Origin of the sequence: Curtobacterium sp. NPDC087080 (assembly GCF_044745105.1) — a bacterium.
Lineage (GTDB): Bacteria > Actinomycetota > Actinomycetes > Actinomycetales > Microbacteriaceae > Curtobacterium.
Map to the genome: position 1 here is coordinate 160,301 of NZ_JBIUZP010000005.1, position 26,400 is coordinate 186,700.

28 protein-coding genes are annotated in these 26,400 nt (G+C 72.7%); 20 read left to right on the top strand and 8 right to left on the bottom strand.

The genetic code is table 11. The annotated features are described in order from the left end of the window. Positions 1-13: 13 nt before the first annotated feature. Genes ACIPEQ_RS14730 through ACIPEQ_RS14740 form a run of 3 tightly spaced genes read right to left on the bottom strand, consistent with a single transcriptional unit; the run spans position 14 to position 3,491 of the window. On the bottom strand, positions 14-886 hold the full coding sequence (locus ACIPEQ_RS14730; protein ID WP_209676138.1) for an ABC transporter permease: 873 nt from the start codon (positions 884-886) through the stop codon (positions 14-16). Then, entirely contained in the window at positions 883-1,836 is a 954-nt protein-coding gene (locus ACIPEQ_RS14735) for an ABC transporter permease (RefSeq protein WP_402715743.1), read from the bottom strand. The genes ACIPEQ_RS14730 and ACIPEQ_RS14735 overlap by 4 nt, the downstream gene beginning before the upstream one ends. Next, the gene (locus ACIPEQ_RS14740; RefSeq protein ID WP_402715744.1) at positions 1,833-3,491 is read right to left on the bottom strand and encodes an ABC transporter substrate-binding protein; all 1,659 of its coding nucleotides are present in this window, start codon (positions 3,489-3,491) and stop codon (positions 1,833-1,835) included. Before ACIPEQ_RS14740 ends, ACIPEQ_RS14735 begins: the two co-directional genes overlap by 4 nt. Before the next feature lie 158 nt (positions 3,492-3,649). Between ACIPEQ_RS14740 and ACIPEQ_RS14745 the strand changes: the two genes are divergently transcribed. From ACIPEQ_RS14745 to ACIPEQ_RS14755, 3 genes are all read left to right on the top strand, one after another. Further along, positions 3,650-4,273, top strand: coding sequence for a DNA alkylation repair protein (locus ACIPEQ_RS14745; RefSeq protein ID WP_402715745.1), 624 nt, complete (start codon positions 3,650-3,652; stop codon positions 4,271-4,273). 73 nt (positions 4,274-4,346) lie between these two features. Continuing rightward, positions 4,347-5,846, top strand: coding sequence for an MFS transporter (locus tag ACIPEQ_RS14750; RefSeq protein WP_402715746.1), 1,500 nt, complete (start codon positions 4,347-4,349; stop codon positions 5,844-5,846). Further along, positions 5,836-6,393 (top strand): TetR/AcrR family transcriptional regulator, encoded by a 558-nt coding sequence (locus ACIPEQ_RS14755; protein ID WP_402715747.1) that lies wholly within the window; start codon positions 5,836-5,838, stop codon positions 6,391-6,393. The genes ACIPEQ_RS14750 and ACIPEQ_RS14755 overlap by 11 nt, the downstream gene beginning before the upstream one ends. Before the next feature lie 141 nt (positions 6,394-6,534). Here the strand turns inward: ACIPEQ_RS14755 and ACIPEQ_RS14760 are convergent, their stop codons facing one another. Further along, positions 6,535-7,359, bottom strand: a complete 825-nt coding sequence (locus tag ACIPEQ_RS14760; RefSeq protein WP_402715748.1) for a polysaccharide deacetylase family protein — start codon at positions 7,357-7,359, stop codon at positions 6,535-6,537. Between the two features lie 360 nt (positions 7,360-7,719). On the opposite strand from ACIPEQ_RS14760, the gene ACIPEQ_RS14765 reads away from it, so the two are divergent. From ACIPEQ_RS14765 to ACIPEQ_RS14785, 5 genes are all read left to right on the top strand, one after another. Next, entirely contained in the window at positions 7,720-8,910 is a 1,191-nt protein-coding gene (locus ACIPEQ_RS14765; protein WP_402715749.1) for a zinc-dependent alcohol dehydrogenase, read from the top strand. A gap of 49 nt (positions 8,911-8,959) precedes the next feature. Next, positions 8,960-10,018 (top strand): NAD-dependent epimerase/dehydratase family protein, encoded by a 1,059-nt coding sequence (locus ACIPEQ_RS14770; protein WP_402715750.1) that lies wholly within the window; start codon positions 8,960-8,962, stop codon positions 10,016-10,018. A 213-nt stretch (positions 10,019-10,231) separates the two neighbouring features. Next, positions 10,232-10,579, top strand: a complete 348-nt coding sequence (locus ACIPEQ_RS14775; RefSeq protein ID WP_402715751.1) for an SHOCT domain-containing protein — start codon at positions 10,232-10,234, stop codon at positions 10,577-10,579. Positions 10,580-10,588: 9 nt separating this feature from the next. Further along, positions 10,589-11,023 (top strand): DUF6314 family protein, encoded by a 435-nt coding sequence (locus ACIPEQ_RS14780; protein ID WP_250367777.1) that lies wholly within the window; start codon positions 10,589-10,591, stop codon positions 11,021-11,023. Positions 11,024-11,027: 4 nt separating this feature from the next. Further along, complete coding sequence (locus tag ACIPEQ_RS14785; protein WP_402715752.1) at positions 11,028-11,696, top strand: pentapeptide repeat-containing protein; 669 nt, start codon at positions 11,028-11,030, stop codon at positions 11,694-11,696. Here the strand turns inward: ACIPEQ_RS14785 and ACIPEQ_RS14790 are convergent. Beyond that, positions 11,681-12,670, bottom strand: coding sequence for an NAD(P)/FAD-dependent oxidoreductase (locus ACIPEQ_RS14790; RefSeq protein ID WP_402715753.1), 990 nt, complete (start codon positions 12,668-12,670; stop codon positions 11,681-11,683). The two genes, ACIPEQ_RS14785 and ACIPEQ_RS14790, sit on opposite strands and share 16 nt — an antisense overlap. Before the next feature lie 66 nt (positions 12,671-12,736). Between ACIPEQ_RS14790 and ACIPEQ_RS14795 the strand changes: the two genes are divergently transcribed. Then, the gene (locus ACIPEQ_RS14795; RefSeq protein ID WP_402715754.1) at positions 12,737-13,342 is read left to right on the top strand and encodes a helix-turn-helix domain-containing protein; all 606 of its coding nucleotides are present in this window, start codon (positions 12,737-12,739) and stop codon (positions 13,340-13,342) included. 2 nt (positions 13,343-13,344) lie between these two features. Here the strand turns inward: ACIPEQ_RS14795 and ACIPEQ_RS14800 are convergent, their stop codons facing one another. Together ACIPEQ_RS14800 and ACIPEQ_RS14805 are read right to left on the bottom strand one after the other, a co-directional pair. Next, positions 13,345-14,013 carry a hypothetical protein gene (locus ACIPEQ_RS14800; RefSeq protein ID WP_402715755.1) on the bottom strand — a complete coding sequence of 223 codons (669 nt, stop codon included), beginning with the start codon at positions 14,011-14,013 and terminating at the stop codon, positions 13,345-13,347. A 197-nt stretch (positions 14,014-14,210) separates the two neighbouring features. Continuing rightward, on the bottom strand, positions 14,211-14,975 hold the full coding sequence (locus ACIPEQ_RS14805) for a glycosyltransferase (protein ID WP_402715756.1): 765 nt from the start codon (positions 14,973-14,975) through the stop codon (positions 14,211-14,213). A 199-nt stretch (positions 14,976-15,174) separates the two neighbouring features. On the opposite strand from ACIPEQ_RS14805, the gene ACIPEQ_RS14810 reads away from it, so the two are divergent. The 8 genes from ACIPEQ_RS14810 to ACIPEQ_RS14845 all read left to right on the top strand — a co-directional run bounded on the left by ACIPEQ_RS14810 (position 15,175) and on the right by ACIPEQ_RS14845 (position 21,499). Further along, positions 15,175-16,026, top strand: coding sequence for a hypothetical protein (locus tag ACIPEQ_RS14810; protein WP_402715757.1), 852 nt, complete (start codon positions 15,175-15,177; stop codon positions 16,024-16,026). Next, entirely contained in the window at positions 16,023-16,466 is a 444-nt protein-coding gene (locus tag ACIPEQ_RS14815) for a phage holin family protein (protein ID WP_402715758.1), read from the top strand. The genes ACIPEQ_RS14810 and ACIPEQ_RS14815 overlap by 4 nt, the downstream gene beginning before the upstream one ends. After that, the gene (locus ACIPEQ_RS14820) at positions 16,463-17,035 is read left to right on the top strand and encodes a DUF3618 domain-containing protein (RefSeq protein WP_402715759.1); all 573 of its coding nucleotides are present in this window, start codon (positions 16,463-16,465) and stop codon (positions 17,033-17,035) included. The genes ACIPEQ_RS14815 and ACIPEQ_RS14820 overlap by 4 nt, the downstream gene beginning before the upstream one ends. A gap of 136 nt (positions 17,036-17,171) precedes the next feature. After that, a complete protein-coding gene (locus ACIPEQ_RS14825) occupies positions 17,172-17,813 on the top strand; it encodes an MBL fold metallo-hydrolase (protein WP_209676170.1) in 642 nt (213 codons plus the stop codon). Between the two features lie 48 nt (positions 17,814-17,861). Beyond that, a complete protein-coding gene (locus tag ACIPEQ_RS14830; RefSeq protein WP_402715760.1) occupies positions 17,862-18,542 on the top strand; it encodes an HAD family hydrolase in 681 nt (226 codons plus the stop codon). Between the two features lie 118 nt (positions 18,543-18,660). Then, the gene (locus ACIPEQ_RS14835; protein ID WP_402715761.1) at positions 18,661-19,143 is read left to right on the top strand and encodes a GNAT family N-acetyltransferase; all 483 of its coding nucleotides are present in this window, start codon (positions 18,661-18,663) and stop codon (positions 19,141-19,143) included. Positions 19,144-19,190: 47 nt separating this feature from the next. Next, a complete protein-coding gene (locus ACIPEQ_RS14840) occupies positions 19,191-19,814 on the top strand; it encodes a TetR/AcrR family transcriptional regulator (protein ID WP_402715762.1) in 624 nt (207 codons plus the stop codon). Then, positions 19,811-21,499, top strand: coding sequence for an MDR family MFS transporter (locus ACIPEQ_RS14845; RefSeq protein ID WP_402715763.1), 1,689 nt, complete (start codon positions 19,811-19,813; stop codon positions 21,497-21,499). The genes ACIPEQ_RS14840 and ACIPEQ_RS14845 overlap by 4 nt, the downstream gene beginning before the upstream one ends. Before the next feature lie 333 nt (positions 21,500-21,832). Here ACIPEQ_RS14845 and ACIPEQ_RS14850 read toward each other — a convergent pair whose 3' ends face one another. After that, positions 21,833-22,840 carry a LacI family DNA-binding transcriptional regulator gene (locus ACIPEQ_RS14850; RefSeq protein WP_402715764.1) on the bottom strand — a complete coding sequence of 336 codons (1,008 nt, stop codon included), beginning with the start codon at positions 22,838-22,840 and terminating at the stop codon, positions 21,833-21,835. Between the two features lie 231 nt (positions 22,841-23,071). Here ACIPEQ_RS14850 and ACIPEQ_RS14855 point away from each other — a divergent pair, with 231 nt between their 5' ends. From ACIPEQ_RS14855 to ACIPEQ_RS14865, 3 genes are read left to right on the top strand one after another with little or no spacing between them, the layout of a single operon-like run. Next, a complete protein-coding gene (locus tag ACIPEQ_RS14855; RefSeq protein WP_402715765.1) occupies positions 23,072-24,109 on the top strand; it encodes a nucleoside hydrolase in 1,038 nt (345 codons plus the stop codon). Between the two features lie 5 nt (positions 24,110-24,114). Beyond that, a complete protein-coding gene (locus ACIPEQ_RS14860; protein WP_402715766.1) occupies positions 24,115-25,524 on the top strand; it encodes an MFS transporter in 1,410 nt (469 codons plus the stop codon). Continuing rightward, the gene (locus tag ACIPEQ_RS14865) at positions 25,521-26,378 is read left to right on the top strand and encodes a ribokinase (RefSeq protein ID WP_250367789.1); all 858 of its coding nucleotides are present in this window, start codon (positions 25,521-25,523) and stop codon (positions 26,376-26,378) included. Before ACIPEQ_RS14860 ends, ACIPEQ_RS14865 begins: the two co-directional genes overlap by 4 nt. Positions 26,379-26,400: the final 22 nt, after the last annotated feature.

Here is a 26,400-nt window from a genome sequence, read left to right on the forward strand (position 1 = left end):
GTGCTGGTGCTCCTCAGCGGTCCGAGGCGGTGGGGTCGAGGGCGTCGCGCAGGGCGTCGCCGAACAGGTTGAAGCCGAGGCAGATCACGGCGATCGCGACACCCGGCACGACGGCGGCCCACGGCGCCTGGCCGAGGTACTGCTGTGCGTCCGAGAGCATGATGCCGAGGCTCGGGGTGGGCGGCTGGATGCCGAGGCCGAGGAAGGACAGCAGGGCCTCGCCGATCACCGCGACCGGCATGATCACGGTGGCCTGCACGATGATCGCCGAGACGCAGTTCGGCAGGACGTGCTGCGCGATGATGCGTGCGCCGCCGGCGTCCAGTGTCTTCGCGCTCGTGACGAAGTCCGCGCTCGTGATCCGCAGGGTCTCGCCGCGTACGATCCGGATCATCGCCGGCACGTGCGAGATGCCGATCGCGATGACGGCGTTCGTCAGGCTCGGACCGCTGATCGCCGCGAGCCCCACCGCGATGATGAGGAACGGGAACGCCAGCGCGACGTCGGTCAGGCGGGAGATGACCGCGTCGAGCCAGCGCCAGTACCCGGCGAGGAGCCCGAGCGGGGTGCCGACGACGACCGCGAGCAGCACCGACAGCACGCCCACGACGAGCGAGACCTGGATGCCGTACAGCGTGCGGGACAGGATGTCGCGGCCGAGGTCGTCGGTGCCGAACCCGAAGCCGACGGTGAACGGGACCTGGAACGGCAGGTCGAAGTGCGTCGCGGTCGGGTCGTGCGGAGCGACGAGCGGGGCGGTGACCCCGGCGAGCACGACGACGGCGAGCATGATGCCGCCCGTCATGCCGAGCCGGTTCGTCCGGACCTGCTTCCAGATGCGCCCGCGGCTCGAGCCCAGGTCGAAGGGGGCTGTGATGGTGGTCATGCGGCGCCTCCGACGCGGATCTTCGGGTTGATGACCGAGTACAGGACGTCCACGGCGAAGTTGATGAGCACGTAGCCCAGGGTGATCACGAGCACGACGGCCTGGATCACCGGGTAGTCGCGGGTGAACACGGCGTCGAGCGTGAGCTTGCCGAAGCCGGGCAGGGCGAAGATGCGCTCCGTGACGACCGCGCCCGAGATGAGGCCGCCGAGCTGCAGGCCGACGATCGTGACGACGACGATCATCGAGTTCCGGAGCCCGTAGCGGAACAGCACCCGCGGACGGCTGAGCCCCTTCGCGCGGGCGGTCCGGACGAAGTCGGTCTTCATCGTCTCGATCATCGACGCGCGGGTCTGCCGCATGATGACGGCGGCGAGTGACGTGCCGAGGATGAGCGCCGGGAGCGTCAGGTGGTGCAGTGCGCCGAGCGGGTCGCGCGTCACCGGGACGTAGCCCGAGGCCGGGAACCAGCCGAGGCCCGCGGCGAGCCAGACGATCGCCAGGATGCCGAGCCAGAAGTTCGGCACGCTCAGCCCGACCAGGGCCGCGGCGTTCGCCATCCACTCGGGCCACTGCCCGCGGTAGCGCTCGGCCAGGGTGCCGAGGGCGACCCCCACGACGACGGCGACGACGATCGCGTAGAGCGCGAGCCAGAGCGTCACGGGGAGCGTCGCGCCGAGCAGCTCCGTGACCGGGGTGCCGGTGCGGGTGGACTGCCCGAGGTCGCCCTGCAGCGCGTTCACGACGAAGCGCCAGTACTGCACGACCAGGGAGTCGTCGAGGCCGAGGTCGGCGCGCACGGCGGCGAGCCGCTCGGGGCTGGCCTCCTCGCCCGCCAGGGCCAGGGCCGGGTCGCCCGGCAGCTGCCGGACCCCGAAGAACACCACGATCGAGGCGAGGACGAGCGTGAGCGCCGCCTGCCAGAGCCGGGTCAGGACGTACCGGATCACTTGTCGCCGCCTTCCACGAACGCCGCCTGGCTGAGTCGGACCACGCCGTCGGCGTAGGTGGAGACCCCGGCGACGTCCGTGCTGACGCCGGTGATGCTGCGGGTCCGGTAGAGGTAGATGATCGGGTCGTCCTGCTGCACCTTGGTGACGAGCTGGCCGTACAGGTCGGCGCGTTCCTGCTGGTCGGTGGCCTGCGCCGCGCGGCTGATCAGGTCGTCGACCTCGGGGTCGCTGTACCCGGGGTAGTTGTTGCCGCCGCCGGTGCCGAGGAACGAACCGATGTTGCCGTGCGGGTCGACCCGGCCGGACCAGCCCAGCTGCAGCGCCTGGAAGTCGCCGCGGGTCTGGTCGTCGAGCAGGGTCGTGTACTCGACCGGGGTGATCGTGATCGCGAAGCCCCCTGCGCGGGCCTGTGCCTGCAGCGCCTGGGCGAACCGGACGGTGTCGGGGGTGTTCGTCACCTCCATCTCGATCGGGAAGGGCTGCTCGACGCCGGCCTCCTCGAGGAGCGCCTTCGCCCGCTCGGGGTCGTACTCCGGGCAGGCCTTGCTCGCGTCGGTGGCGAACGCGCTCGTGTCCGGGATCGGGGAGCACGCGACGTCCGCCCAGCCCCGGAACACGCTCTGCACGAGTTCGGCGCGGTTGATCGACATCGACAGGGCCTGCCGGACCTTCCGCTGCGTGGCGAGCGGCGTGTCGAGCGGCTTCGGGTCGGTGCCGACGCCGTCCTGGTTCGCGAGGTTGATCGTGATGCCCTGGTAGCCGAGGGAACCGGTGCGCAGGACGCTGAGGTCCTTCCGCTTCCGGAGCTCGTCGACGTCCTGCGTGGAGATCGTGTCGGCGACCTGGACGTCCCCGGACTTCAGGTTCTGCGCGCGGATGCTGGCGTCGGTGATGATCCGGTAGGTGATCCGGTCGAAGTGCGCGCTCGCCGGGTCGTGGTACTGCGGGTCGCGTTCGACGGTGATCGAGGTCTGCGGCACCCGCTCGACGAACTTGTACGGGCCGATGCAGACCGGGTGGTCGCCGAACCCGTCGCCCTCCTGCTCCAGTGCGGTCGGCGACATGACCATGCCCGCGCGGTCGGCCAGTGCCGCGGTGATCGGGGCGAAGGGGGTCGCGTAGTGCAGTCGCACGGTGTGGTCGTCGACCGCCTCGATGCTCGACACCGGACCCATCTCGCTCTTCCGGCTCGAGTCGTCCTTCGTCAGGTTGCGCTCGAGCGTCGTCACGACGGCGTCTGCGTCGAACGGCGTCCCGTCGGCGAAGCGGTAGCCGGTGTGCACCGGGAACGTGACGGTCTTCCCGCCGTCGGACACCGTCGGTAGCTCGGTGGCGAGCATCGGGACGACCGTGCCCTCGGCGTCGATGTCGTAGAGCTTCTGGCACATCGTCTCCATGACGTACCGGGTGTAGAGCGACGACGACGTGGTGGGGTCGAGGCGGTCTGGTTCGGCGGAGAGGGCCATGACGAGGTCACCGCCCTCGCGGACCTGCTGGTCGCCGATCGCGACGGTGGTGACGGTGCCGGCGGTCGCGCCGCCGGCCTTCGAGCGTTGGACCGGCACGCAGGCGGTGAGCGCGAGCGAGGCGGCCAGGGCGACGGCGGGCACGGCGAGGAGTGTCCGGCGGCGTCGAGCGGAGGTCTGGGACATCGTGTTCCTGGAGCTGCTGGTGTGCGTGGTGACTCTTGTGGAGTCACGCTCAGGAGTGCGGTGATTGCATACAATCACAGGTGTCAGCGCTGCTTTGTACACATCGTGTTTCGATCGTGTGAAACCGGTCCGAGCATCCGTCGCCGTAGGCTGGCCCGATGCAGGTCCACGGTGCCGAGGCGGTGCTGGCAGCCTTCGCCCGCACTCCCGGCGACGTCGCAGGGGCACGCCGGGTCGCGCGGCAGTTCGCCGACCTCGACGAGGGGGAGCGCTCGGCGTTGCTCTGGAGCGAGGACGCAGGGGCGCGGCTGGTCGCCGTCGTGCTCCTGGTGCAGGCGATGCGCGCGCACCCCGATCCGGAGCTGACCGACGAGTACCTCGCCGCGGCGAAGACCGAGCGGTTCGAGGACACGGTGCTGGTCGACGTCGCAGCCGAGGAGCTCGTCGGTGCCCCGCTCCTCGGCGGCTCGACCGGACCGCTGTTCGCGCTCGCGAAGTCCGACGTGTCGATGGTCCGTCGGATCGCCGTCGTGGCCACGCTCGCCTTCGCCAAGCAGGGCGATGCCGAGGTGCCGCTCGCGATCGCCGGACGCCTGGTCCGCGAACGGGGTGAGACCGTGCAGTCCGCTCTCGGCTGGGTGCTGCGCGAGACCGGGAAGCGCGCGTCCGAGGCGGCGCTCGTGACCTTCCTCGAGCGGAACGGACGCTTCCTGAGCCCGGCAGCGCGCGCGACCGCGACCGAGCACCTGCCACCGGTCGAACGGGACCGCCTCCGCGCCTGACTCGTGTGGGGTGGTCCTGCGCACTGACTGTGCAGTCGGCGCGACCGACCGTTCGGTCGGTTAGGGTCGGGGCATGACGCAGACCACGGTCACCTCGACCCACCGTGCGACCCCGCGGGAGTGGGCGGCCCTCGGGGTCCTCACCCTCGCCGTCGTGCTGCTCGCGATCGACGGCACCGTCCTCGCCCTCGCCGTGCCCGCCCTGACCGCGGACCTCGCGCCGACGGCCACGCAGGTGCTCTGGATCGGCGACGTGTACTCGTTCGCACTCGCGGGCCTGCTCGTCACGATGGGCAACGTCGCCGACCGGATCGGCAGGAAGCGCCTGCTGCTCATCGGCTCGGTCGCGTTCGGGATCGCCTCGGCCGGTGCCGCCTTCGCTCCGAGCCCGGAGGCGCTCATCGCCGCGCGGGCGCTGCTCGGGATCGCCGGCGCCACCCTCATGCCGTCGACGCTCTCGCTCGTGCGGGGGATCTTCCGGGACCCCCGGCAGCGCACGCGGGCGATCGCCGTGTGGTCGGCCGGTGCGACCGGTGGAGCCGCCGCCGGTCCGCTGGTGGGCGGGGCACTGCTCGAGCACTTCTGGTGGGGCTCGGTCTTCCTCATCAACATCCCCGTCATCGTCGTGATCGTCGTCGCCGGTACGGTCCTGCTGCCCGAGTCGAAGGGTGGGGGCCGGACCCCGATCGACCTGCTCTCGGCGGTGCTCTCCGTCGCCGCGATCGTCCCCGTGGTGTACGCCGTGAAGCACCTCGTCGGGCACGGCGCCGACTGGACCGTCCCCGTCGCGGCGGTCGCCGGCATCGGCGCCGGCTGGTGGTTCGTGCGTCGGCAGCGTCGGCTCACGACGCCGTTGATCGACCTGCAGCTCTTCCGGATCCCGGCGTTCTCCGGTGCCGTCGTGGCGAACTCGCTCTCGGTGTTCGCCCTGACCGGGCTGCTGTTCTTCTTCTCGCAGTACCTGCAGCTCGTGCGCGGGTTCTCGCCCCTGCTCGCCGGAGCCGCGGAGCTCCCGGCCACGGTGGCGTCCATCGCGGTCATCGCCGTGATCGGGCTGCTCACCCGTCGCGTCGGAGCCGGTCGCTCGATCGGGCTCGGTCTCGCGGTCGCCGCGGTCGGCATGGCGGGTCTGGCGTTCGCCGAGGGGCTGCCGACCTACGTCGGGATCGCGATCGCCCTGGCGGTGGTCGGGCTCGGCGTCGGGGTTTCGATGACGCTCGCCACCGACGCGGTCGTCGCCGCGGCGCCGCGCGAGCGAGCCGGTGCGGCCAGCGCCATCTCGGAGACCGGGTACGAGCTCGGCGTGGCGATGGGCATCGCGGTCCTCGGGTCGCTCCAGACCGCGTTCTACCGGGCGAACCTCGACGCCGGTGCGCCGGACCGGGTGCGCGAGTCGCTCGCCGGCGCCGCCCAGGTGCTCGACCCGTCGTCGCCGACGTTCGCGCAGGCGCAGCACGCGTTCACCGGGGGCATGCAGCTCGCCTCGGTCTGTGCCGCCGTCCTGCTCGCGGTCGCGTCGGTCGTGGCCCTGCGGGTGATCCCGAACCGGCAGGATGGTCCCCGTGAGCACTGACGGCACCCGTGACCGCGAGCGCACCCGGGCGGCCGTGCTCGAGGCTGCGGAGCGGCTGCTCGGCGAACGCGGCACCCGGGTGAGCGTCGCAGAGGTGGCCGCGGCCGCGGGGGTGTCGAAGAGCGGACTGCTGCACCACTTCCCGTCGAAGGACGCCCTGCTCGTGGCGGTCGCCGAGCACGGCCTGCAGACCTTCGTCGACGAGGTGGTGCGGCACGTCGACCTCGCCGAGAACCGCCCCGGCAAGGTCCTCCGCGCCTACGTCAGGACGCTGTGCGGTGGGAGCGAACGGGCGATGGCGGTGTGCTCGCCGAACACGCTGTGGTCGGGCCTGATGTCGGTGCCGGGGATCGAACCGGTGGTGGCGGCGGACGCCGAGCACTGGCGGACCCTGTTCGCCCGGGACGGACTGCCCGAGGGTCGCTCGCTCGTCGTGCGGCACGCCGCCGAGGGGCTCGCAGCCGCATCGTCCGTCCCGCCCTACCTCGACGCCCGCGAGCTCGCGGTCGCGCGCGACGCACTCCTCGCCCTGGCCGAGCCCGCCTGACCCCGCCTCTGCCCCACCCCGCCCCCGTTCCCCGCAAGACGCAACCGTGGCGACGGCTCGCAGCGGTACAGCGCTGCGAGCAGCCGCCGACGTTGCGTCTTGCGGGACCGGCGGACCCGGAACCCGGAAGCCGGCCGGACGTCAGCGCGTGAAGACGTCGTCGAGCGTGAAGGTCGCCAGGCCGCGCTGCTCGAGCAGGGCGTGCAGCCGGGGCAGCGCACCGATCGTCCCCGGGAAGTTCGCGTGCCCGATGACGACGTGCGCCGGCTGGAACCACTGCTCCGCGAACCCCACGATCTGGTCCGAGGAGATGTCCCCCGAGTCGGCCAGTGAGCCGTACCAGAGCGTCGGCGTGGTGTACCCGACCGCGGCGGCGGCCCGGTCGACCCGGGCGTCGTGGTAGCCGTACGGCGGTCGGAAGTACGGACGGGCGTCGATCCCGAACGTGCGCTCGAGGAACTCGTGGTTCCGCATCAGCTCGTCCTGGATCGCCTGGTCGCCCAGCTTCGTCAGCGCCGGGTGGTCCCACGTGTGGTTGCCGAGCTGCACCTGCCCGGAGTCGACGAGCGGGCGCAGCAGGTCGGCGTGCTCGGTCCACGACGGCCGGACCCCGTTGACGAAGAACGTCAGGCGCGTGCCGGTCTCGGCGGCGAAGCGGGCGTAGGCCTCGACGACCTCGGACGAGGCCCCGTCGTCCACGGTCCACGCGATCCCCGGCGTCCCCGCCGGCAGTCCCGTCACGGTCCCGTGCGGCACGGGCACCTTCGTCAGCGCGGGTCGCGTCGGTGTCGGGGTGGGTGTCGGCGTCGGTGTCGGTGTCGGGCTGTGTGTCGGAGCTGACGTCGCGGTCGGGGTCGCGGAGCCCCGGGGTGCGTCGACGCCGGGCGTGCAGGCTGCGAGGAGCCCGGCCGCCAGGGAGCCGGTCGCGCCGACGAGGAGTGCCCTGCGCGTGGTGCTGTGGTCCATCGCTCCGAGCCTGGCGGCGGTACCGGGGCCGGCGCATCGGCGGTCGGACGGACCTCCGGCTGGCCGATCGGCCATCCTTCCGACCCGTCACGCGTGCAGTGGGGACCGTTCCGCGCGTCGGGAGCAGGAAGGAACGGCATCCGTCGCGCGGATCGGCATCCTTCGCGCGGAACGGCATCCTTCGCGCTGATCGGCATCCTCCGCGCGGATCTGGTGCGGACGGGAGGCCCGCGCCACCGCCGCCCGCAGCGCGCACCGCGGACGGGGCTGGGAGGGCACCACGGGGCGGGCGCGTAGCGATGAGGTCACGTGAGCCGTGCCTCCCGGCCGGCCGCGAAGCGACCACGAGAGGAACGCGACGTGCGCGCACTGACCTGGCAGGGCACCGAGAAGGTGTCCGTCGAGACCGTCCCCGACCCGACCATCCAGGAGCCGACCGACGCGATCGTGCGGATCACCTCCACGGCGATCTGCGGCTCCGACCTGCACCTGTACCGGGTGCTCGGCCCCTACATCGACAAGGGCGACGTCCTCGGCCACGAGCCGATGGGCATCGTCGAGGAGGTCGGCTCCGCCGTCACGAACCTGAAGGTCGGCGACCGCGTCGTCGTCCCGTTCAACATCTCCTGCGGGCACTGCTGGATGTGCCAGCACGGCTTCCAGTCGCAGTGCGAGACCACCCAGGTGAAGGAGTACGGCACCGGCGCCTCGCTCTTCGGGTACACGAAGATGTACGGCCAGGTCCCCGGCGGCCAGGCCGAGTACCTCCGCGTGCCGCACGCCGACTACGGCCCCATCAAGGTGCCGGACACCGGCGCGGACGACCAGTGGCTGTTCATGAGCGACATCATCCCGACCGCCTGGCAGGCCGTGCAGTACGCCGAGGTCCCCGAGGGCGGCACGCTCGCGGTGCTCGGCCTCGGCCCGGTCGGACAGTTCGCCGCGCGGATCGGCAAGCACCTCGGCTACCGGGTGCTCGCCGTCGACCCGGAGCAGGTCCGCCGTGACCTCGGGGAGAAGCACGGCATCGAGGTGTTCGACCTCGACGACGACATGGTGTCGAAGCTCGTCGACCTCACCGACGGGCGTGGACCCGACGGCGTCGTCGACGCGGTCGGCATGGAGGCGCACGGCAACCCCGTCGCCGGGTTCGCCCAGCGCGCGGCCGGCCTGCTGCCCGACAAGCTCGCGCAGAAGGCCATCGAGACCGCCGGCGTCGACCGGCTCGCAGCCGTGCACGCGGCGATCGACCTCGTCCGCCGCGGTGGCACGGTGTCGCTCTCCGGCGTCTACGGCGGCATGGCCGACCCGATGCCGATGATGACCCTCTTCGACAAGCAGATCACGATCCGCGAGGGACAGTGCAACGTCCGCCGCTGGGTCGACGACCTCATGCCGCTCGTGTCCGACCCCTCGGACCCGCTCGGCACGCTCGACCTCACCACGCACCGGGTGTCGCTCGAGGACGCCCCGCACATGTACTCGGTCTTCCAGAAGAAGGAGGACGGCTGCATCAAGGTCGTGCTCGACCCGTCGATGGCCGCCGCCTGATGACCGGGCCGTCGCCGCTCGTCGGCCGGCGTCCGGGACGGTCGCGCTGATGCGGGTCGTCGTGGTCGGGGCGACCGGCAACGTCGGCACCGCGGTGCTGCGGCGGCTCGCGGCGGCACGGCTCACCGGTGACGGCTGCGCGGGCGACGAGGACGGCCTGCAGGTCGTCGGCGTCGCCCGACGGGTGCCGGACGCGCGCGTCGCACCGTACGACGTGGCCGTCTGGCACGCGGTCGACGTCGGCGGTCCGCGCGCGGTCGACGAGTTGACGGCGGTGTTCCAGGGCGCCGACGCCGTGGTGCACCTGGCGTGGGCGCTGCAGCCGACGCACGACATCCCGGCGCAGCACCGCACCAACGTCACCGGCACGGCGAACGTGCTCGCGGCGGTCGCCCGCGCCGGTGTCGGGCAGGTCGTCGTGTCGTCGTCGGTCGGGGCCTACCGGGGCGTCGACGTCGAGGGGAAGCGGACCCCGGTCGACGAGTCGTTCCCGGCGACCGGCATCCCGACGGCGACGTACTCGATCCACAAGGCCGAGAACGAAGCCGCTCTCGACCGCTTCGCGTCGCAGCACCCGGAGGTCGTGGTGACCCGGCTCCGGCCCGGCCTGGTGTTCCAGCGCGGGGTCGCGGCCGAGCTCCGGGGGCTGTTCCTCGGGCACCTCGTGCCGATGTCCATCGTGCGGGCGGCCCGGTTCGCGGTCCTGCCGCTGCCACTGCCGTTCGTGTTCCAGGCCGTGCACGCCGACGACCTCGCCGACGCGTTCTGGCGGGCGATCGACCGGCGGGCCGCCGGGGCGTTCAACATCGCCGCGTCGCCGGTGCTCACCCCGCCGAGGATGGCGCGGGCGGCCGGGATGCTCGGGGCGGTGCGGGTGCCGATGCGGCTGCTGCGCGGGATCGTCACGCTCACCTGGCGGCTCCGGCTCCAACCGACGGACGCCGGGTGGCTCGACATCGCAGCCGGTGTGCCGATCATGCGGACGGACCGGGCCCGACGCGAACTCGGGTGGGAGCCGCAGCACACGGCGGAGGAGGCGCTGCGCGAGCTCGTGGGCGGGTTCGCGGACGGGGCGAACGTCGAGGCGTCGGGGCCGCTGCGGGGCTGACGGGCTCCGCGCGGGCTCGACGTGCTCGGGGATCCCTGGTGGAACCGGGCGTACCCGGCGGAACCGGACGTGCCTGGTGGAACCGGGCGTACCTGGTGCGTCGGTTCGACCAAGTACGCCCGGAAACGCCTGCAATCGCACCTGTTCTGGGAAGCACCGGGCGCGCTACGCTCCAGGCCAGGGCGCGAGCGTGCCCGGCAGGGGAGGGGCGGCGTGGCGATCGACGACTTCGGGGCTCCTGGCGGGGAGACCCACAACCCGCTGATCCCGCCGGTGTACGACCTGGTCTGGACCCTCGTGGCCGTCGGCGGCATCGTCACGCTCCTCGGCATCACCGCGATCGTCGTCGTCTCGGTCCTGCGTGCGAGGCGGATGACGGCCCGGGGACAGGACCCGTGGACGATGCAGGAGGACCTGGCGTACCGGGCGATGCAGAGCGGGGTGCTCGCCCCGACGGTGTCACGAGAGCAGCGGCTCGCCGAGCTCGACGACCTGCACCGCCGCGGCGTCATCTCCGACGACGAGCACCGCGACGCCCGGGCCGAGGCACTCCGCGCGTAGCCTGGGCCCGTGCTGCCGACGGACCCACCGCTGCCGACCGACCTGCTCGGGGACTGGACGCTCCGCCGCACGATCGACGACCGGCTCGCGCGCGTCACCGGCACCGTCACCGGGACCACGAGCCTGACGTTGACGACCCCGGACGAGGTGCGTTGGGACGAGTCCGGCACGATGCACCTCGGTGACCTCGTCACCCCGGTGTCCCGGACGCTGTTCGTCCGGCGGGGCCCGGACGGCCGCTGGACGGTGCACTTCGCCGACGGCCGCGTCTTCCACCCCTGGGTCTGGGGCGTCGCGGTCGAGCACCCCTGCGCCCCGGACCACTACGCCGGAGTGCTCGCCGGCGACGCCGAGCGCTGGACGGTCCGGTGGGAGGCCCGCGGCCCGGCGAAGGACCACCGGCTCGACAGCGTGCTCGAGCGTCGGTCCGCCACGGCAGACTGAGCACATGGCACGCTCCTCGACCGGTACCGCCGCCCCCCGCATCGCCCCGATCGACCCGCGGGACCTCGAGGACTGGGCGCCGGCACCCGGTGACGTCCTGACCGGGGACCGGATCGAGGGCAAGCGCATCGAGACGCTCGACGTGGCGGGTGAGCGCCTGCCCGACCTCGAGCTCGAGGAGTGCGTGGTCGACACCCTCCGGGCGGACGGCACCGACCTGCGCGGGCTGCGCATCCGTGATTCGGTCGTCGAGACGCTCGACGCCCCGGTGCTCCGCGCGTCGAGCAGCGCCTGGCGCGAGGTCCGGGTCGCGGGCGGCCGGGTGGGCTCCGCCGAGCTGTACGACGCGACGCTGAACGGTGTCGAGTTCGTCGGGATGAAGCTCGGGTTCGTGAACCTGCGCGGCTCGACGCTCACCGACGTGGTGTTCCGGGACTGCGTGGTCGACGAGCTCGACGTCGCCGACGCCCGACTGCTGCGCGTGGCGTTCCCCGGAACGCGGATCCGCTCCGTCGAGGGTACGGACACCCGCATCGAGCACGTGGACCTGCGCGACGCCGACCTCGACCGGGTGGAGCGGCTCGAGGGCCTCCGCGGGGCGACGATCGGCACCGACCAGCTGTTCGCCCTCGCGCCGCTCCTGGCAGCGCAGGCCGGCTACCGCGTCGACTGACCCACCGGCTCGGCAACGACGGCCAGCGCCGCCGCGATGTCCGCCTGCACGAGGTCACCGTGCACCGCGGCACCGGCCTGTGTCCCCGCAGCTGCCGACGCGATGACGGTGGCCATCGGTGACGTGACGTTGCCCGCGGCGTACACCCCGCGGACACCCGTCTGGCCGACGGCGTCGACCGTGAGCCCACCGCCGAACCGGAAGCCGTTCACGACGACGTCCTCCGCGCGCAGCCCGAGCCCCTCGAGGAACCCGACGCGCGGCTCCGCCGTGCTCGCCGCCGCGAGCGCATCGAGCGCGACGACCTGCCCCGAGCCGAGCTCGACACCGGTCAGGACGCCGTCCGAGGACAGCACACGGGACACCGCTCCCTCGACCACCTCGACGCCGCGGGCACGGAGACCGGCGCGGGCGGTGTCGTCGACCCGCGAGGGGTCGGTGACGAACGCCGTCACCCGGTCGCTCAACGCGCGGAACATCTGCGCGTGGTGCGCCCCGTTGGGTGTGGTGACGAGGATTCCGATGCGCTGGTCGCGGACCTCCCACCCGTGGCAGAACGGGCAGTGCACGACCCCGCGCCCCCACTGCTCGGCGAGCCCCGGCACGTCGGGCAGGACGTCGACGGCGCCGGAGGCGACGACCAGCCTGCGCGCGGTGACGGCCCTGCCGGAGTCGAGCGCGACCGAGAAGCCGACCGGGTCGGTGCCGTCACCGTCGGTGGCGGACGTGGCCACGACCCTCCCGGCTGTCACCTCGACGCCGTAGGCGGCCACCTCGTCACGGCCGATGCGGGTCAGCTCGGCGGGCGCGACGCCCTCGCGTCCGAGGTAGTTGTGGGCGCCCTCGGCGGGCGCGTTCCGGGGCTCGCCGCTGTCGACGACCAGGACGGAGCGCCGTGAGCGTCCGAGGATGAGTGCGGCGGACAGGCCGGCGGCCGAGCCGCCGATGACGATGACGTCGAAGTGATCGGACATGGCGGCATCCTGCGGCGGCCCAGCCGTCGGTGGCAACATCCGTTGCCGGTCTGGCAAGATCGCGGCATGGACGCTCTGGAGGCACGACCCACCCCGCCGACGACGGCCCAGGTGGTCGACGCGGTCGGCCCCCGCCTGCGGTGGCTGCGCGAACGACGCGACGTCACCCTGGCGGCGCTCGCCGCCGAGACCGGCATCTCGGTGTCGACCCTGTCCCGCCTGGAGTCCGGGCAGCGGCGCCCCACCCTCGAGCTGCTGCTGCCCCTCGCGCGGGCGTACCAGGTGCCGCTCGACGACCTCGTCGGGGCGCCGCAGACGGGCGACCCGCGCGTCCACCTCAAGCCGGAGCAGCACGGCGGGCGCGTGGTGATCCCGCTGACGAAGCGCACCGGGGGCGTGCGGTCGTTCAAGCAGCTCATCCCGCCGATGCCGGCGAACGGCGACCGCACCCTGGGGACGCACGAGGGCTACGAGTGGCTCTACGTGCTCTCCGGTCGGGTGCGGTTGCTGCTCGGCGAGCGCGACTTCGACCTCGGGCCGGGCGAGGTCGTCGAGTTCGACACGCGGACGCCGCACTGGGTCGGGAACACCTCGGACGCGGTCGCCGAGGTGTTGTGCCTGTACGGGCCGCAGGGGGAGCGGGCGCACGTGCGGTCACGGCCGACCGGCTGAACTCAGCGGAAGACGTTCCCGACGACGTCGTCGAGCAGGCCGTCCGTCGGCACGTTCGACTGGTGGATGTGGATGCCGATGCCGCCCCGCGTGAAGTAGGTGTCGCCGTCGATCACCGGGTACTGCTGGTTCTGCCTGACCTGCTGGCACCGGAAGCCGTCGTCGACGGTCGAGCAGTCGAAGCCGGACAGCCCGCGGAGCGCCTCGGTCGCGCGGGACGGGACGACGTCCTCCACCAGGACGGTGAGGTTCGAGACGTCCGCCCGCGGGTCGCGCCAGACGCAGTACAGCCGCTGTCCGTCGGACCGACCCGCCGGGGTCAGTGCGGTGCGGGGGATCTCCATGCCGCCGACGACGGCGGGGTCGTTCAGCGGCATCACGTCGGTGAAGTCGAACGCGCCCGGCGTCACCACGTCGTCGCACGTCGCCGGGACCTTGCCCGCAGCGGTCGCGGGGGTGGTCGTGGTGCTCGACGCACCGGCTCCCGGGGTCGGGCCCGGTGTGGCACTGCCCGTCGGGGTCGGGGTGCCGGTCGCACGCGCGGTCGTGCTCGTGCTCGGGGTCGGCGTCACGGCGTCGCGGTCACCGCCCGTGCACCCGGACACGGTGAGCGCCAGGCCCACAGCGAGTCCGACCGTGGTGAGCAGTGTCGTCGTGCGCACGTGTGGCATGTCCCCCCTCAGGTGCGTCGCCCGGCTGCCGGTCGACGTGTCCACGACGCTAGTCGTGCCCGGGAGGCGGGCGGCGGGGCGTGCTCGGATCGGGACCGGATCGCGATCCGATCGTGACGTCCGAGGTCGACCTGCCGGTCTGCCGGACTACCGGACTGCCGATCCGCCGGCCGTCGGGCCGGGGACGGCGCAGCCGGTCAGCGGCGGTGCGGCCAGGACCCGGACGCCCGCGCTCGGAGCGCCACCCGGCCGCGTCGCGCCCACCGCCGCACCGGGTTCGCCCGGCGTCCGTTCACCCGGAACGTGTGGAAGGCCCGCCGCGTCCGTCGGAGCATCGACGCCGCACCGGACAGCGGCCTCGCCGACACCTCGACGGTCAGCGACCGGGCGGCCACCACGTGCCAGGCGGGGTCGAGCTGCATGGAGAGGTCGACGTCGTCGTGCACCTCGGGGTCGTCACGGTGCGCCCGACCCCGGACCGCCGTCCACGTGGCACGGTGCACGGCCATCGCGGAGCCGAACAGCGGCGGACGTCCCAGTGCCGACCACATCAGCACGAAGTACGGGCCCATGTAGAGCCCGCTCCACACCCGGCGGAGGACCGCGCCGCCGTCGCGGGGGCGACCGGGTCCCGTCACCGCGACGACACCCGGTCGAGCCAGCAGCCGGACGGCCTCGGCGATCCAGCCGGGTGGCGGGACCGAGTCCGCGTCGAGCCGGGCGATGACGTCGCCCGATGCATGGTCGTAGCCGCGTGCCGAGGCCCGTGCGATCCCGCGCACCGGTTCGTGCAGCACGACGGCCGCGGCGGCGCGGGCGACCTCGGCGCTGTCGTCGGTGCTGCCGTTGTCGACGACGATGACCTCGTGCACGGGATGGGTCTGCGCGGCCAGGGCGTCGAGGCAGCGGGCGAGGTGCTCGGCGTCGTCGAGCACGGGGACGACGACGGAGACCAGGAGCACCCTGCCGATCCTGCCGGAGCCGCGCTGGAGGGACCGTCGGGCTCGGTGCTCGCAGGCCTCCACCGCGGTCCCGCCGCGTTCCGTGGACGGTCCGGCCGCGCCTTCCGACGTTCCTGTGCCGCAGCGCAGCGGTGCTCGCGCACGGTCCGGTCCACGCGACGGGTGCCGTACCCGCCGCGACCGAACCGGAAGGCCGACCATGACCACGAACCCACCCGGGAACGACTCCGGGACGCCCATCCACGACCGCACGGCGGCTGCCGAGGGACACGAGGTGTACCCGGGCGTGACCGTGCCGTCGTACGCCGGTGACACGCCGGCCACCCGCCCCGAGGGCTTCGACGACGTCGAGCCGCTCGACGCGCTGCCCGCCGACGAGCAGGTCCACGCGACCCCGTCGGCCGCAGGTGCCTCGGCACCGCTGGTCGACTCCACGAGCACCTCCGCCGGGTACGTCCCGAGCGCGGGCTCGTCCGCTGCCTCGTCCACGGGCGTCGGCAGCGTCGGTGGCTCCGACAGCACCGGCGGCGGCAAGGCCGACGCCGCGAAGGGTGCCGCGCAGGACGTCGCCGGCGACGCGAAGGACAAGGCCGCGGACGTCGCCGGCACCGCCAAGGAGCAGGCGTCGAACGTCGCCTCCGAGGCGACCGAGCACGCCAAGCAGCTCTACTCGCAGGCCAGCGACACGCTCAAGGAGCAGGCCGCGGGCCAGCAGGAGCGCGCCGCCGGAGGGCTCCGCACCCTGGGCGAGCAGCTCGGCCGCATGGCCGACAAGGACGACGAGCAGGGCCTCGCCGCGAAGGTCGTCCGTGACCTGTCGCAGCGCGCGGGTTCCGCTGCCGGGTACCTCGAGAACCGTGACCCGGGCTCGCTCCTCGACGAGGTCAAGTCCTTCGCCGCGCGCAAGCCCGGGACCTTCATCGCGCTCGCCGCGGGTGCCGGCATCCTCGCCGGACGCCTGACCAAGGCACTCGCGACCGAGATCAAGCACGAGAAGGAGGCCGACGGCCCGTCGACCGGGACCGGGACCGGAACCGGGAGCGGCGTATGAGCCAGTCGGTCCCCGGCGCGACCCCGCTGGGCGAGCCGACGCCCGAGGAACGCGCCGCCACGACCCCGCTGGGCGAACTGCTCTCCGACGTCTCCCGTGACCTCTCGAGCCTCTTCCGTCAGGAGGTCGCACTCGCCAAGGCGGAGCTGACCGAGTCCGCGAAGAAGGCGGGCAAGGCCGGCGGGATGTTCGGCGGCGCCGGCCTGACGGCACTGTTCGCCCTGCTGTTCCTGTCGATCGCAGCGTGGTGGGGCCTCGGGTACCTCATCGGCAACGCGTGGTCCGCAGTCGTGATCGCGGTGGTCTACGCGATCGTCGCCGCGGTCCTCGCGGTCCGCGGGCGCAAGGAGATGCGGGACATCACGGGGGCCCCGCAGACGGTCGAGACCGTCAAGGAAGTCCCCGAAGCACTCAAGCCGAACACCGGGAGGAAGCCATGAGCACCCCAGAAGAGATCCGCGCCGACATCGAGCGCACCCGCGGGACCCTCGGTTCCGACGTCGACGCCCTGGCCGACAAGGTCAACCCGTCCTCGATCGCGCACCGTCAGACCGACAAGGTGAGGACGCGGTTCCAGGACGTGCGCGACTCGGTGATGGGCTCGGCACACTCCGCCGGTTCGAGCGTCTCGGGGTCGGCGTCGGGTGCGACCGACCAGGCGAAGGACGTCGCGCACAAGGGCGTCGAGAAGGCGAAGGGCAACCCGCTCGCCGTCGGGCTCATCGCCTTCGGTGCCGGGTGGCTCGCCTCGTCGCTCATCCCGACGTCCGACAAGGAGGAGCAGCTCGCCGGCGACCTCAAGGACAAGGCGGCGCCCCTCGTCGAGGACGTGAAGTCCCAGGCGAAGGACGTCGGCTCGCAGCTGGGCGACGTGGCGAAGGAGCACGCGCAGGACCTCAAGGGGACCGCGCAGGACGCCGCGCAGACCGTGAAGGACGAGGCGCAGGGCGCCGCGTCCGACGTCCAGGACCACGCGAAGAGCGCGGCCGACGACGTGCGCAACGGCTGACGTCACCACCTGACGGACGGGAGGCCCGTGGCGACGCCGCCACGGGCCTCCCGTCCGTCGTCCGGCCCGCCGGGACTGAGCGTGCCCTCAGGACGCGAGGGCATGCGGTCCGGTGCGGCCGGCGTTGACTGGTGTCATGCAGTTGACGAAGTACAACCACGCCACGGTCGTCCTCGAGCAGGACGGCGCCTCGCTCGTCATCGACCCGGGCTCGTTCACGCCCGAGTCCGCCGACCTCGTCGCCGGGGCCACGGTCGTCCTCGTCACCCACGAGCACGCCGACCACTTCGCCGTCGACGCGATCCGTGCGGGTCTCGAGCGCAGCGCCGACGTCGTCGTCCACGGCCCGGCGTCGGTCGTCGAGCAGCTCGGCGACCACGACGGCCGCGTCCGCACGGTCGCTGCGGGCGACACGATCGAGGTCGGACCCTTCCGAGCCCGGGTCTTCGGGGAGGAGCACGCGGTCATCCACCGCGACATCCCGACCATCGCGAACGTGGGCTACCTCGTGAACGACGCCGTCTTCCACCCGGGCGACGCCTACCTCGTGCCCGACGTCCCGGTCCGGACCCTGCTCGTCCCGACGAGCGGGCCGTGGGCGAAGACCGGCGAGGGCGTCGACTACGTCCGCGCGGTCGCACCGGAGCGCGTGGTGCAGATCCACGAGCTGCTCCTCAGCGAGGGCGGTCAGGAGATGAACGTCCGGATGTTCGGCACCGAGGGCCTCGGTGGTGTCCCGGCATCGATCCTGCCCGTCGGTTCGTCGATCGAGGTCTGATCCCGCGACCCTGGGTCGCACCGGTGGTCGGGGGAGCACGCTGGAACGATGCCTGACGCTCCCTCGACCGCTGTCCTCTTCGACATCGACGGCACCCTCGCCGACTCGAACTACGCGCACGTCGACGCGTGGTGGCGCGCCTTCCGGGCCGCCGGCGAGTCCGTGGACGCCTGGCGGATCCACCGGGCGATCGGCATGGACTCCGGTCGGCTGCTCGAGGAGCTGCTGCCCGACGCGTCCGACGAGGTCCGGGACCAGGCGAAGCAGTTCCACACCGCCTACTACTCCGAGCACATGCCGCAGCTGCGGCTCCTGCCCGGGGCGCGGGAACTGCTCGAGGCCGTCGCGGAGGCCGGGCACGCGGTCGTGCTCGCCACGAGTGCGCCCGAGTCCGAGCTGTCGGTGCTGCGCGAGCTGCTCGACGCGTCCGCCTGGGTGACCGCGGAGACGAGCTCGGAGGACGTCGAGCAGGCGAAGCCCGCGCCGGCGATCATCGAGGTCGCGCTCGACAAGGTCGGTGTCGCGGCGGACCGGGCGGTGATGGTCGGTGACGCGATGTGGGACGTCGAGTCGTCCGGCAAGGTCGGGCTGCCCTGCGTCGGCGTGATGACCGGCGGGATCGGCGGCGACGAGCTGCGGGGTGCCGGCGCCGCCGCCGTGTACGACGACGCCGCTGCCGTGCTCGCGGCGTTCCGGGCGGGCGAGGGGCCCATCGCCGCGCTGGCCTGAGCCGGGCGGGCGCACCGAGTCTCGGTCCCAGCGACGTTCCTCGCGCAGGATCGCCCGAGGAGTGTCGCCGTGCGCGAGTCTCGGGCGGCCCGGCCCGCGCGTGCGAGGATGGACGATCGTGATCACGATCGAGCGCGTTGCCTGGGACGACCCCCGCGGAGTGGCCCTCCGCGCCACCATGGACGACGAGATGCACGAGCGGTACGGCGACGGGCACGCGGACGAGGACCCGGCCGTCACCGCCGAGCGGAACCGCGTGCTGGCCGTCGACCCGGCCACGGTCATCACCTCGCTCCTCGCGATCGACGAGGACGGCACCGCCCTCGGACACATCGCCGTCCGCCACCTCGGCGACGAGGTCGAGCTCAAGCGCCTGATCGTGCTCGCCGCCGCCCGCGGCAAGGGTGCGGCGACGGCGCTGCTCACCGAGGGAGAGCAGGTCGCGCGCGAGCAGGGGGCGTCCCGCGTGATCCTGCAGACCGGCGACAAGCAGCCCGAGGCCGTCGCGCTCTACCGCAAGACGGGGTGGCAGCAGATCGACGTCTACGAGCCGTACGCCGCGACCATGCCCTGGTCGTTCTGCTTCGCGAAGGCCGTGTAACCCGTCCTCTTGTTGCACTATCAGCAGTAGAGTGCAATTCTTGCTCGGTGAGCACCACCGAACGCACCCGAGCGCTGCGCCGACGCATGATCGTCGAGGCGCGCCGGGCGACGATCGAGCACGGTCTGCACGGCTTCACGATCGAGCAGCTCTGCGAGACGGTCGGCGTCTCCCGGCGCACGTTCTTCAACCACTTCGCGTCGAAGGACGACGCCGTGCTCGGCATCGAGCAGGGTCGGACGGAGGAGGTGCTCCGCGCCTACGCGTCGGGCGCCCTCGTGCCGGACGACCTCGACCCGCTCGGGTCCGTCGTCGCCCTGGCGATCGAGCAGATGCACGTCGCCGGGCTCGACCGCGCCGACGAGGCTCTCGTCCGTCGGGTGTTCGAGCGCGAACCCGTCATGGTCGCGAAGTTCCTCGCCGCCGCCGACGTCCAGCTGAGCGCGGTCGGTCGGGCCGTCCGCGAGCGCTTCGACTGGACCGACCCGGACGACCGGCGCGCGCAGCTCGTCACCGAGGCCGCCGCCGGCCTGCTCAAGGTCACGGCCGGCGAGTACTTCGACGACGCCTTCGACGAGGCGAGCGGGCCGTCGTTCGACGTGCTGCTCACCGACAACCTCCGCCAGCTCAGGGCGGCCATCACCACCACCGGACAGGACCCCACCGCATGAGCGCCACCGCGCAGGGCACGAAGCGTGCCCGACCCGGATCCGACGGACCGCTGCTCCTGACGCAGCGCCGCATCTGGATCATCTTCTCCGCCCTGATCGCGGGCATGCTCCTGTCGAGCCTCGACCAGACCATCGTCTCGACGGCGATGCCCACCATCGTCGGGGAGCTCGGCGGCGTCGCGCACCAGGCATGGCTGACGACCGGGTACCTGCTCGCGTCGACGATCGTGATGCCGATCTACGGCAAGTTCGGCGACGTCCTCGGGCGCCGCAACCTGTTCCTCGTCGCGATCGCCCTGTTCACGATCGCCTCCGCCGGCTGCGCGTTCGCCGGCGACTTCACGCAGCTCGTCGTCTTCCGGGCGATGCAGGGCCTGGGCGGCGGCGGTCTGATGATCCTGTCGCAGGCGATCATCGCCGACATCGTCCCCGCCTCGGAGCGCGGCAAGTACCTCGGCCCGCTCGGCGCGATCTTCGGCCTGTCGGCGATCGGCGGCCCGCTCCTCGGTGGGTTCTTCGTCGACCACCTCACCTGGAACTGGGCGTTCTACATCAACATCCCGGTCGGCATCGCGGCGTTCTTCGTCGCCTGGTTCGCGCTGACCCTGCCGACGAAGAAGGCCGAGAAGCGGATCGACGTGCTCGGCGTCGTGCTCATGTCCGCCGCCACCACCTGCCTGGTGTTCTTCTCGGAGTTCGGCGGCAGCAAGGACCACGGCTGGGACGCCCCGGAGACGTGGGCCTGGTTCGCCGGCCTCGTGGTGTCGGCCGCGCTGCTCGTGCTCGTCGAGTCCCGCGTCGAGGACCCGGTGCTGCCGATGTCGTTCTTCCGCAACCGCACGTTCCTGCTCGCGACCGGCATCGGCCTGGTGCTCGGCATCGGCATGTTCGCCGCGATCGGGTTCGTCCCGACGTTCCTCCAGATGGCCTCCGGTACCTCGGCCGCGGTGTCCGGCCTGCTCATGCTGCCGATGATGGTCGGCCTCATCGGCACGTCGATCGCGTCCGGCAACCTCATCACCAAGACCGGTCGCTACCGGGCGTTCCCGATCGTCGGCACGGTGCTCGTCGCCCTCGCCATGCTCGCCATGACGCAGCTCGCCGCGGACACCCCGATCTGGCTCATCTGCGCCTACCTGTTCGTGTTCGGCGCGGGGCTCGGCCTGATCATGCAGGTGGTCGTGCTCGTCGCCCAGAACGCCGTGTCCGCGGAGCAGGTGGGGACCGCCACGTCGACGAACAACTACTTCCGCGAGGTCGGCGCGTCGCTCGGCACGGCCGTCTTCGGTGCGCTCTTCACGGCCCGGCTGACGAGTGCGCTGACCGACGTCTTCACCTCGGCCGGTGGATCCGCCACGGACGCCGCGTCCTCGGCGGGGAGCATCGACCCGGCGACCGTCGCGAAGCTGCCCGAGGCGGTGCAGGACGGGATCGTGAACGCGTACGCCGACTCCCTCGCGCCGGTGTTCTGGTACCTGCTGCCGTTCATCGCGATCGCGTTCCTGCTCGCGCTGTTCCTGCCGCAGATCCGCCTGTCGGACACGGCCGGGATGGTCGCCCGGGGCGAGGCGGTCGGCGGTGCCGAGGCGGACGAGCTCGAGCGTGCGCAGCGGGCCGGCACGAGCGGTTCGGCCGCGCAGGCGCCCGCCGAGACGGCGGCACCCGGTCGGGACACCTCAGCCTGACGCGGGTGCGCCGGCGCCGAGACGCCGGCGTCAGCGCGAGACGCACCGCCGCGACGACGGTCACCCGCGCGTCGAGACGCCGGCGTCGGCGCGAGACGCCCTCACGCGTGCGAGACGCCTCCGGATCCGGGGGCGTCTCGCCCGTTCCGGTGCGTCTCGGAGGAACGCCGGCGTCCGGGGGAGCGCCGGCGTCGGACATCGACGCGTCTCGCCGACCCGGGCGCGCGGCGCCGGGCCCGTATCGAGGCGGACGGGAGGCACGGTGCCGGACCGGTGCCGCGCCTCCCGTCCGGTGGGTGGTGCGGTGGTGCGGGGTGCTGCGCGAGGCGCCCGTCAGGCGCCGGTGCTCGCGCGCAGTACCAGGCGGGCCGGTAGGTCGACGGGCTCGACCGCGGTGCCGTCGACCGTCGCGAGGAGGCGCAGGGCTGCGGTGCGGCCGAGCTCGGCTCCCGGCAGTGCGACGCTCGTCAGGGCCGGCGCCGTGACCGACGACGACGGCAGGTCGTCGAAGCCGGCGACCGCCAGGTCCTCGGGTACCCGGAGCCCCATCGCGCCCGCGACCCGGAGCACGCCGTACGCCAGTGTGTCCGCGGCCGCCACGACCGCCGTGACACCGTCCTCGTGCCAGGCCTCGACCACGTGCTCGGTCGCCAGTGCGGCGGCGTCGACCGTCAGGTCCGCGCGGGCGCCGACCTCCGACACGGTGATCCCGGCGGCCGCGCAGGCCTCGTCGAACATCCGGTGGCGGATGCCGAACGTGGCGACCCGTGCGGTGCCGTCGAGGTACGCCACGTGCTGGTGCCCGCGGTCGCGCAGGTGCGCCACCAGCGCGTCGATCCCCGGCGCGAGGTCGTAGTCGACCGCGGTCGTGCCCTCGGCGGCGTCCGGGGCGTCGAGCAGCACCACGGGCACGCTCGCGTCCATGGGCTCGCCGGCTGCCGGTGCGTCGACCAGGATCCCCGCCGGTCGCAGGCGTTCGAAGCGCCGGAGGTCGGCCGCCGTCGGCTGCGCACCGCGCTCGGTGACCGAGAGCACCAGCTGGTACCGGTCGCCGAGGGTGTCCCGCACGCCCCGGATCACCTCGGCGAAGAACGGGTTCGACAGGTCGGGCGCGATGAGCACGACCAGGTCGCCGGTGCCGCGGGCGAGGGAGCTCGCCGCGTGGTCGACGACGTAGCCGAGGGCGTCGACGGCGTCGCGCACCCGCTCGGCGATCGGCTGGGAGACCCGACCGCGGTCCTTGCCGTTGACCACGAGGGAGACCGTCGCGATGCTCGTCCCCGCGCGTTCGGCCACCATCGCCGCGGTCACGCGACGACCGTGGGGGGCGGGGGAGGGCACCCGACGAGCCTACCGACCGGGCCGCGCGTGCGAACGGACGAGGATCGCTCGGAGTTGACGTCAAGCGTTTGACGTGTTCGAATGTCAAACGCTTGACGCGCCGTGCTGGAGTTGGTTCCTCCACAGCGCGGACCCCACCGCGTCGAGCACACACGTCCGTCCGGCACTGCCGGACACGGCGGGCCACGACGGGCCGCCGACACCGATCCCCGACGAAGTGGAGCGCCCAAGGTGCCCGATGCAACGACGCAGAAGATCATCCTCGACTGCGACCCCGGCCACGACGACGCCGTCGCCCTCCTGCTGGCACACGGCAACCCGACGATCGAGCTCCTCGCCGTCACCACCGTCGTCGGCAACCAGACCCTGCCGAAGGTCACCCGCAACGCCCTCGCCGTGGCACGGATCGCCGGCATCACGGGCGTGCCCTTCGCCGCCGGGGCCGACCGCCCGCTGCTGCGCGAGATCGAGGTCGCCCCGGAGATCCACGGGGAGAGCGGCCTCGACGGGCCGATGCTCCCCGAGCCGTCGTTCGACCTGGACGAGCGTCACGCCGTCGACCTCATCATCGACACGGTGATGGCGCACGAGCCCGGCACCGTGACGATCGTGCCGACCGCCGGCCTGACGAACATCGCCCTCGCCGTCCGCAAGGAGCCGCGCATCGTCGAGCGCGTGAAGCAGGTCGTGCTGATGGGCGGCGGCGTGCACGTCGGCAACTGGAGCCCGGTCGCCGAGTTCAACATCGTCATCGACCCCGAGGCCGCCGACATCGTCTTCCGCGCCGGCTGGGACGTCGTGATGGTCGGCCTCGACCTCACCCACCAGGCGCTCGCGACGTCCGAGGTCGCCGCACGCATCGCGGCCGTCGGCACCGGTCCCGCCGCGTTCGTCGGCGAATTGCTCGAGTTCTTCGGGAAGGCGTACGAGGACGCCCAGGGCTTCGACGCCCCGCCCGTGCACGACCCTTGCGCCGTCGCGTACGTCATCGACCCGACGATCGTCCGTGCGGTGAAGATGCCGATCGCGATCGAGACGACGGGCACCCACACGCTCGGCATGACCGTCGCGGACCTCCGCGGTCCCGCGCCCGAGGACTGCCGCACGAGCGCGGCGATGGAGCTCGACCACGGGCGCTTCTGGGACCTGGTGGTCGACGCCCTCGAGCGGATCGGCGAGACGCCCGACACCGGGTGGAGCCCGCGCGCCGCTGCCGAGGCGGTCGCCGACACCGACACCGACGTGACCGTCGTCGCGCAGGAGCGCTGAGCGCCGTGACCACCACCTCGACGACGAAGTCGACCGCCGCCCTCACCGCGGCCCTGCTCGCCGCGTGCGTCGCGTTCCAGCTGAACGCGAGCATGCTCAGCCCCGCCCTCGCGACGATGGCGGACGAACTCCGTACCGACGACGCGACCATCGGGCTCTCGCAGACGCTGTTCTTCACGATCGCGGCGCTGTTCTCGCTGTTCCTGCCCCGGCTGTCCGACATCGTGGGCCGCAAGCGGGTCCTGCTCGGCATGCTGCTCGTCATGCTCGTCGGCAGCGTCGTCGCCGCCCTGGCCGTGAACGTGCCGATGCTGTTCGTCGGCCGGATGATCCAGGGCGTGACCGGCCCGGTCGTGCCCATCGGCCTGCTCGTCCTGCGCAACGAGATCGCCGACCCGAAGCGCTACGGCGCCGCACTCGGCCTGCTCACCGCGGTGAACGGCGGCATCGCCGGGGTCGACGCCCTGGCCGGCGGCTGGATCGCGACGCACTTCGGGTTCCGTGGCATCTTCTGGGTGATCGTCGTCGTGACGGCCGTCGCGGTGCTCATGGTCGCCCGCTGGGGCGTCGAGTCCCGACCCTCCGCCGGGACGCGCATGGACTGGTGGGGCGTGCTCCCGCTGGTCATCAGCGTCGGCGCGCTGCTCACCGCGTTCAACGAGGCCGGCAAGCTCGCCGCGGCCGACTGGGCACTCGTCGTCGGCGGGATCGTCGTCGCCCTGGTCGCGTTCGGGGTGTTCTGGGCGATCGAGTCCCGGGTCCGCGAACCGCTCGTCGAGACCCGGTACCTCAAGCGCCGCGGGACGTGGGCGCTGCTCGTCACGACCCTGCTCACCATGACGGGTGTCTTCGCCGTCGTGAACGGCCTGGTCACGAGCCTGGCCCAGAACGACGAGGTCGGCTTCGGCCTGGAGCCCGACGTCGCCTCGCTCGCGTTCCTCGTGCCCTACGCGCTGGTCGGGTGGGTCGTCGGGCCGTTCTCCGGACGCCTCGCGCCGACGCTCGGCTACCGGGCCGTCCTCCGGGTCGGCCTGGTCGGCAGCATCGTCGCCACGCTCGTCATGGCGTTCGTCGGCGTCCACTCCCTGCCCGTGCTCGTCGCCGCCACCGTGCTCATCGGCATCACCTACGCGGGCATCGCGAACATCGTGCTGAACGGGCTCGGCATCGTGCTCTCGCCGGAGTCCAACCCCGGATTCCTGCCCGGCCTCAACGCCGGTGCGTTCAACCTCGGTGCGGGCATCAGCTTCGCGGTGCTGCCGGCACTGCAGATCGCCCTCGGCACCGGTGGGTCGGCCGGCACCGCAGGCTACTCCGGTGGGATGCTGCTCGGTGCCGTGATCACCGTGGCGGCCCTCGCCACGTCCTTCCTCATCCCGCGCCCGGCCTCGGCCGAGACAGGAGCCACCGCATGAGCGGCATCGTCGTCGTGGGCAGCCTCAACGCGGACCTGGTGGTCCGCACGGAGCGCTTCCCGAAGCCCGGGGAGACCCTGCAGGGGTCGGACCTCGCGATCCTGCCCGGCGGCAAGTCCGCCAACCAGGCGGTGGCGGCAGGGAGGCTCGGGGGCACCGTCCGCATGATCGGTGCGGTCGGCGACGACGGGAACGGCACGCTGCTGCGCGAGTCCGTCGCATCGGCCCACGTGGACACGACGCACGTCGCGGTCCGGCAGGGCGTCGCCACCGGGACCGCCGTCATCACGGTCGACGCCGCGGGCGAGAACACCATCGTGATCTCCGGCGGTGCGAACGCCACGCTCACGCCGGAGGACCTGCCCGCCTCGGCGTTCGACGGCGCCGGCGTGCTCGGGCTCTGCCTCGAGGTCTCGATCGACGTCGTGCTCGCCGCCGCACGGGCCGGCCGTGCCGCGGGGGCCACGGTGCTCACGAACCTGTCGCCGTTCGGGGCCGTGCCGCAGGAGCTGCTCGACCTGACCGACGTGCTGCTGGTGAACGAGCACGAGGCGGCCGAGCTCGGCGACCACGGTGTCGCCCGCTCGATCGTGACCCGTGGCGGCGCGGGCTGCACGGTGCACGACGGGGATGCCGACCCGGTCGACGTCGACGCCGTGCGGGTCGAGCCCGTCGACACCACGGGTTGCGGTGACGCGTTCATGGGTGCGGTGGCGCTCCGGCTCGACGCCGGCGACTCCTTGCTCGAGGCCGCGCGCTTCGCCGTCGGTGTCGGTGCGTACGCCGCGACGAAGCCGGGCGCGCAGGCCTCGTACCCGACCACGTCGGAACTGGAGTCCTTCCTGCGGTCGTAGGTCGAGCCTCCCGTCCGCTCCT

Coding starts and splice junctions, on each gene's coding strand:
- ACIPEQ_RS14770 (WP_402715750.1), top strand. CDS start 8,960: ATGCGGGTCGTCGTGGTCGGGGCGACCGGCAACGTCGGCACCGCGGTG.
- ACIPEQ_RS14785 (WP_402715752.1), top strand. CDS start 11,028: ATGGCACGCTCCTCGACCGGTACCGCCGCCCCCCGCATCGCCCCGATC.
- ACIPEQ_RS14845 (WP_402715763.1), top strand. CDS start 19,811: ATGAGCGCCACCGCGCAGGGCACGAAGCGTGCCCGACCCGGATCCGAC.
- ACIPEQ_RS14730 (WP_209676138.1), bottom strand. CDS start 886: ATGACCACCATCACAGCCCCCTTCGACCTGGGCTCGAGCCGCGGGCGC.
- ACIPEQ_RS14745 (WP_402715745.1), top strand. CDS start 3,650: ATGCAGGTCCACGGTGCCGAGGCGGTGCTGGCAGCCTTCGCCCGCACT.
- ACIPEQ_RS14790 (WP_402715753.1), bottom strand. CDS start 12,670: ATGTCCGATCACTTCGACGTCATCGTCATCGGCGGCTCGGCCGCCGGC.
- ACIPEQ_RS14750 (WP_402715746.1), top strand. CDS start 4,347: ATGACGCAGACCACGGTCACCTCGACCCACCGTGCGACCCCGCGGGAG.
- ACIPEQ_RS14815 (WP_402715758.1), top strand. CDS start 16,023: ATGAGCCAGTCGGTCCCCGGCGCGACCCCGCTGGGCGAGCCGACGCCC.
- ACIPEQ_RS14760 (WP_402715748.1), bottom strand. CDS start 7,359: ATGGACCACAGCACCACGCGCAGGGCACTCCTCGTCGGCGCGACCGGC.
- ACIPEQ_RS14810 (WP_402715757.1), top strand. CDS start 15,175: ATGACCACGAACCCACCCGGGAACGACTCCGGGACGCCCATCCACGAC.
- ACIPEQ_RS14795 (WP_402715754.1), top strand. CDS start 12,737: ATGGACGCTCTGGAGGCACGACCCACCCCGCCGACGACGGCCCAGGTG.
- ACIPEQ_RS14800 (WP_402715755.1), bottom strand. CDS start 14,013: ATGCCACACGTGCGCACGACGACACTGCTCACCACGGTCGGACTCGCT.
- ACIPEQ_RS14830 (WP_402715760.1), top strand. CDS start 17,862: ATGCCTGACGCTCCCTCGACCGCTGTCCTCTTCGACATCGACGGCACC.
- ACIPEQ_RS14825 (WP_209676170.1), top strand. CDS start 17,172: ATGCAGTTGACGAAGTACAACCACGCCACGGTCGTCCTCGAGCAGGAC.
- ACIPEQ_RS14820 (WP_402715759.1), top strand. CDS start 16,463: ATGAGCACCCCAGAAGAGATCCGCGCCGACATCGAGCGCACCCGCGGG.
- ACIPEQ_RS14740 (WP_402715744.1), bottom strand. CDS start 3,491: ATGTCCCAGACCTCCGCTCGACGCCGCCGGACACTCCTCGCCGTGCCC.
- ACIPEQ_RS14865 (WP_250367789.1), top strand. CDS start 25,521: ATGAGCGGCATCGTCGTCGTGGGCAGCCTCAACGCGGACCTGGTGGTC.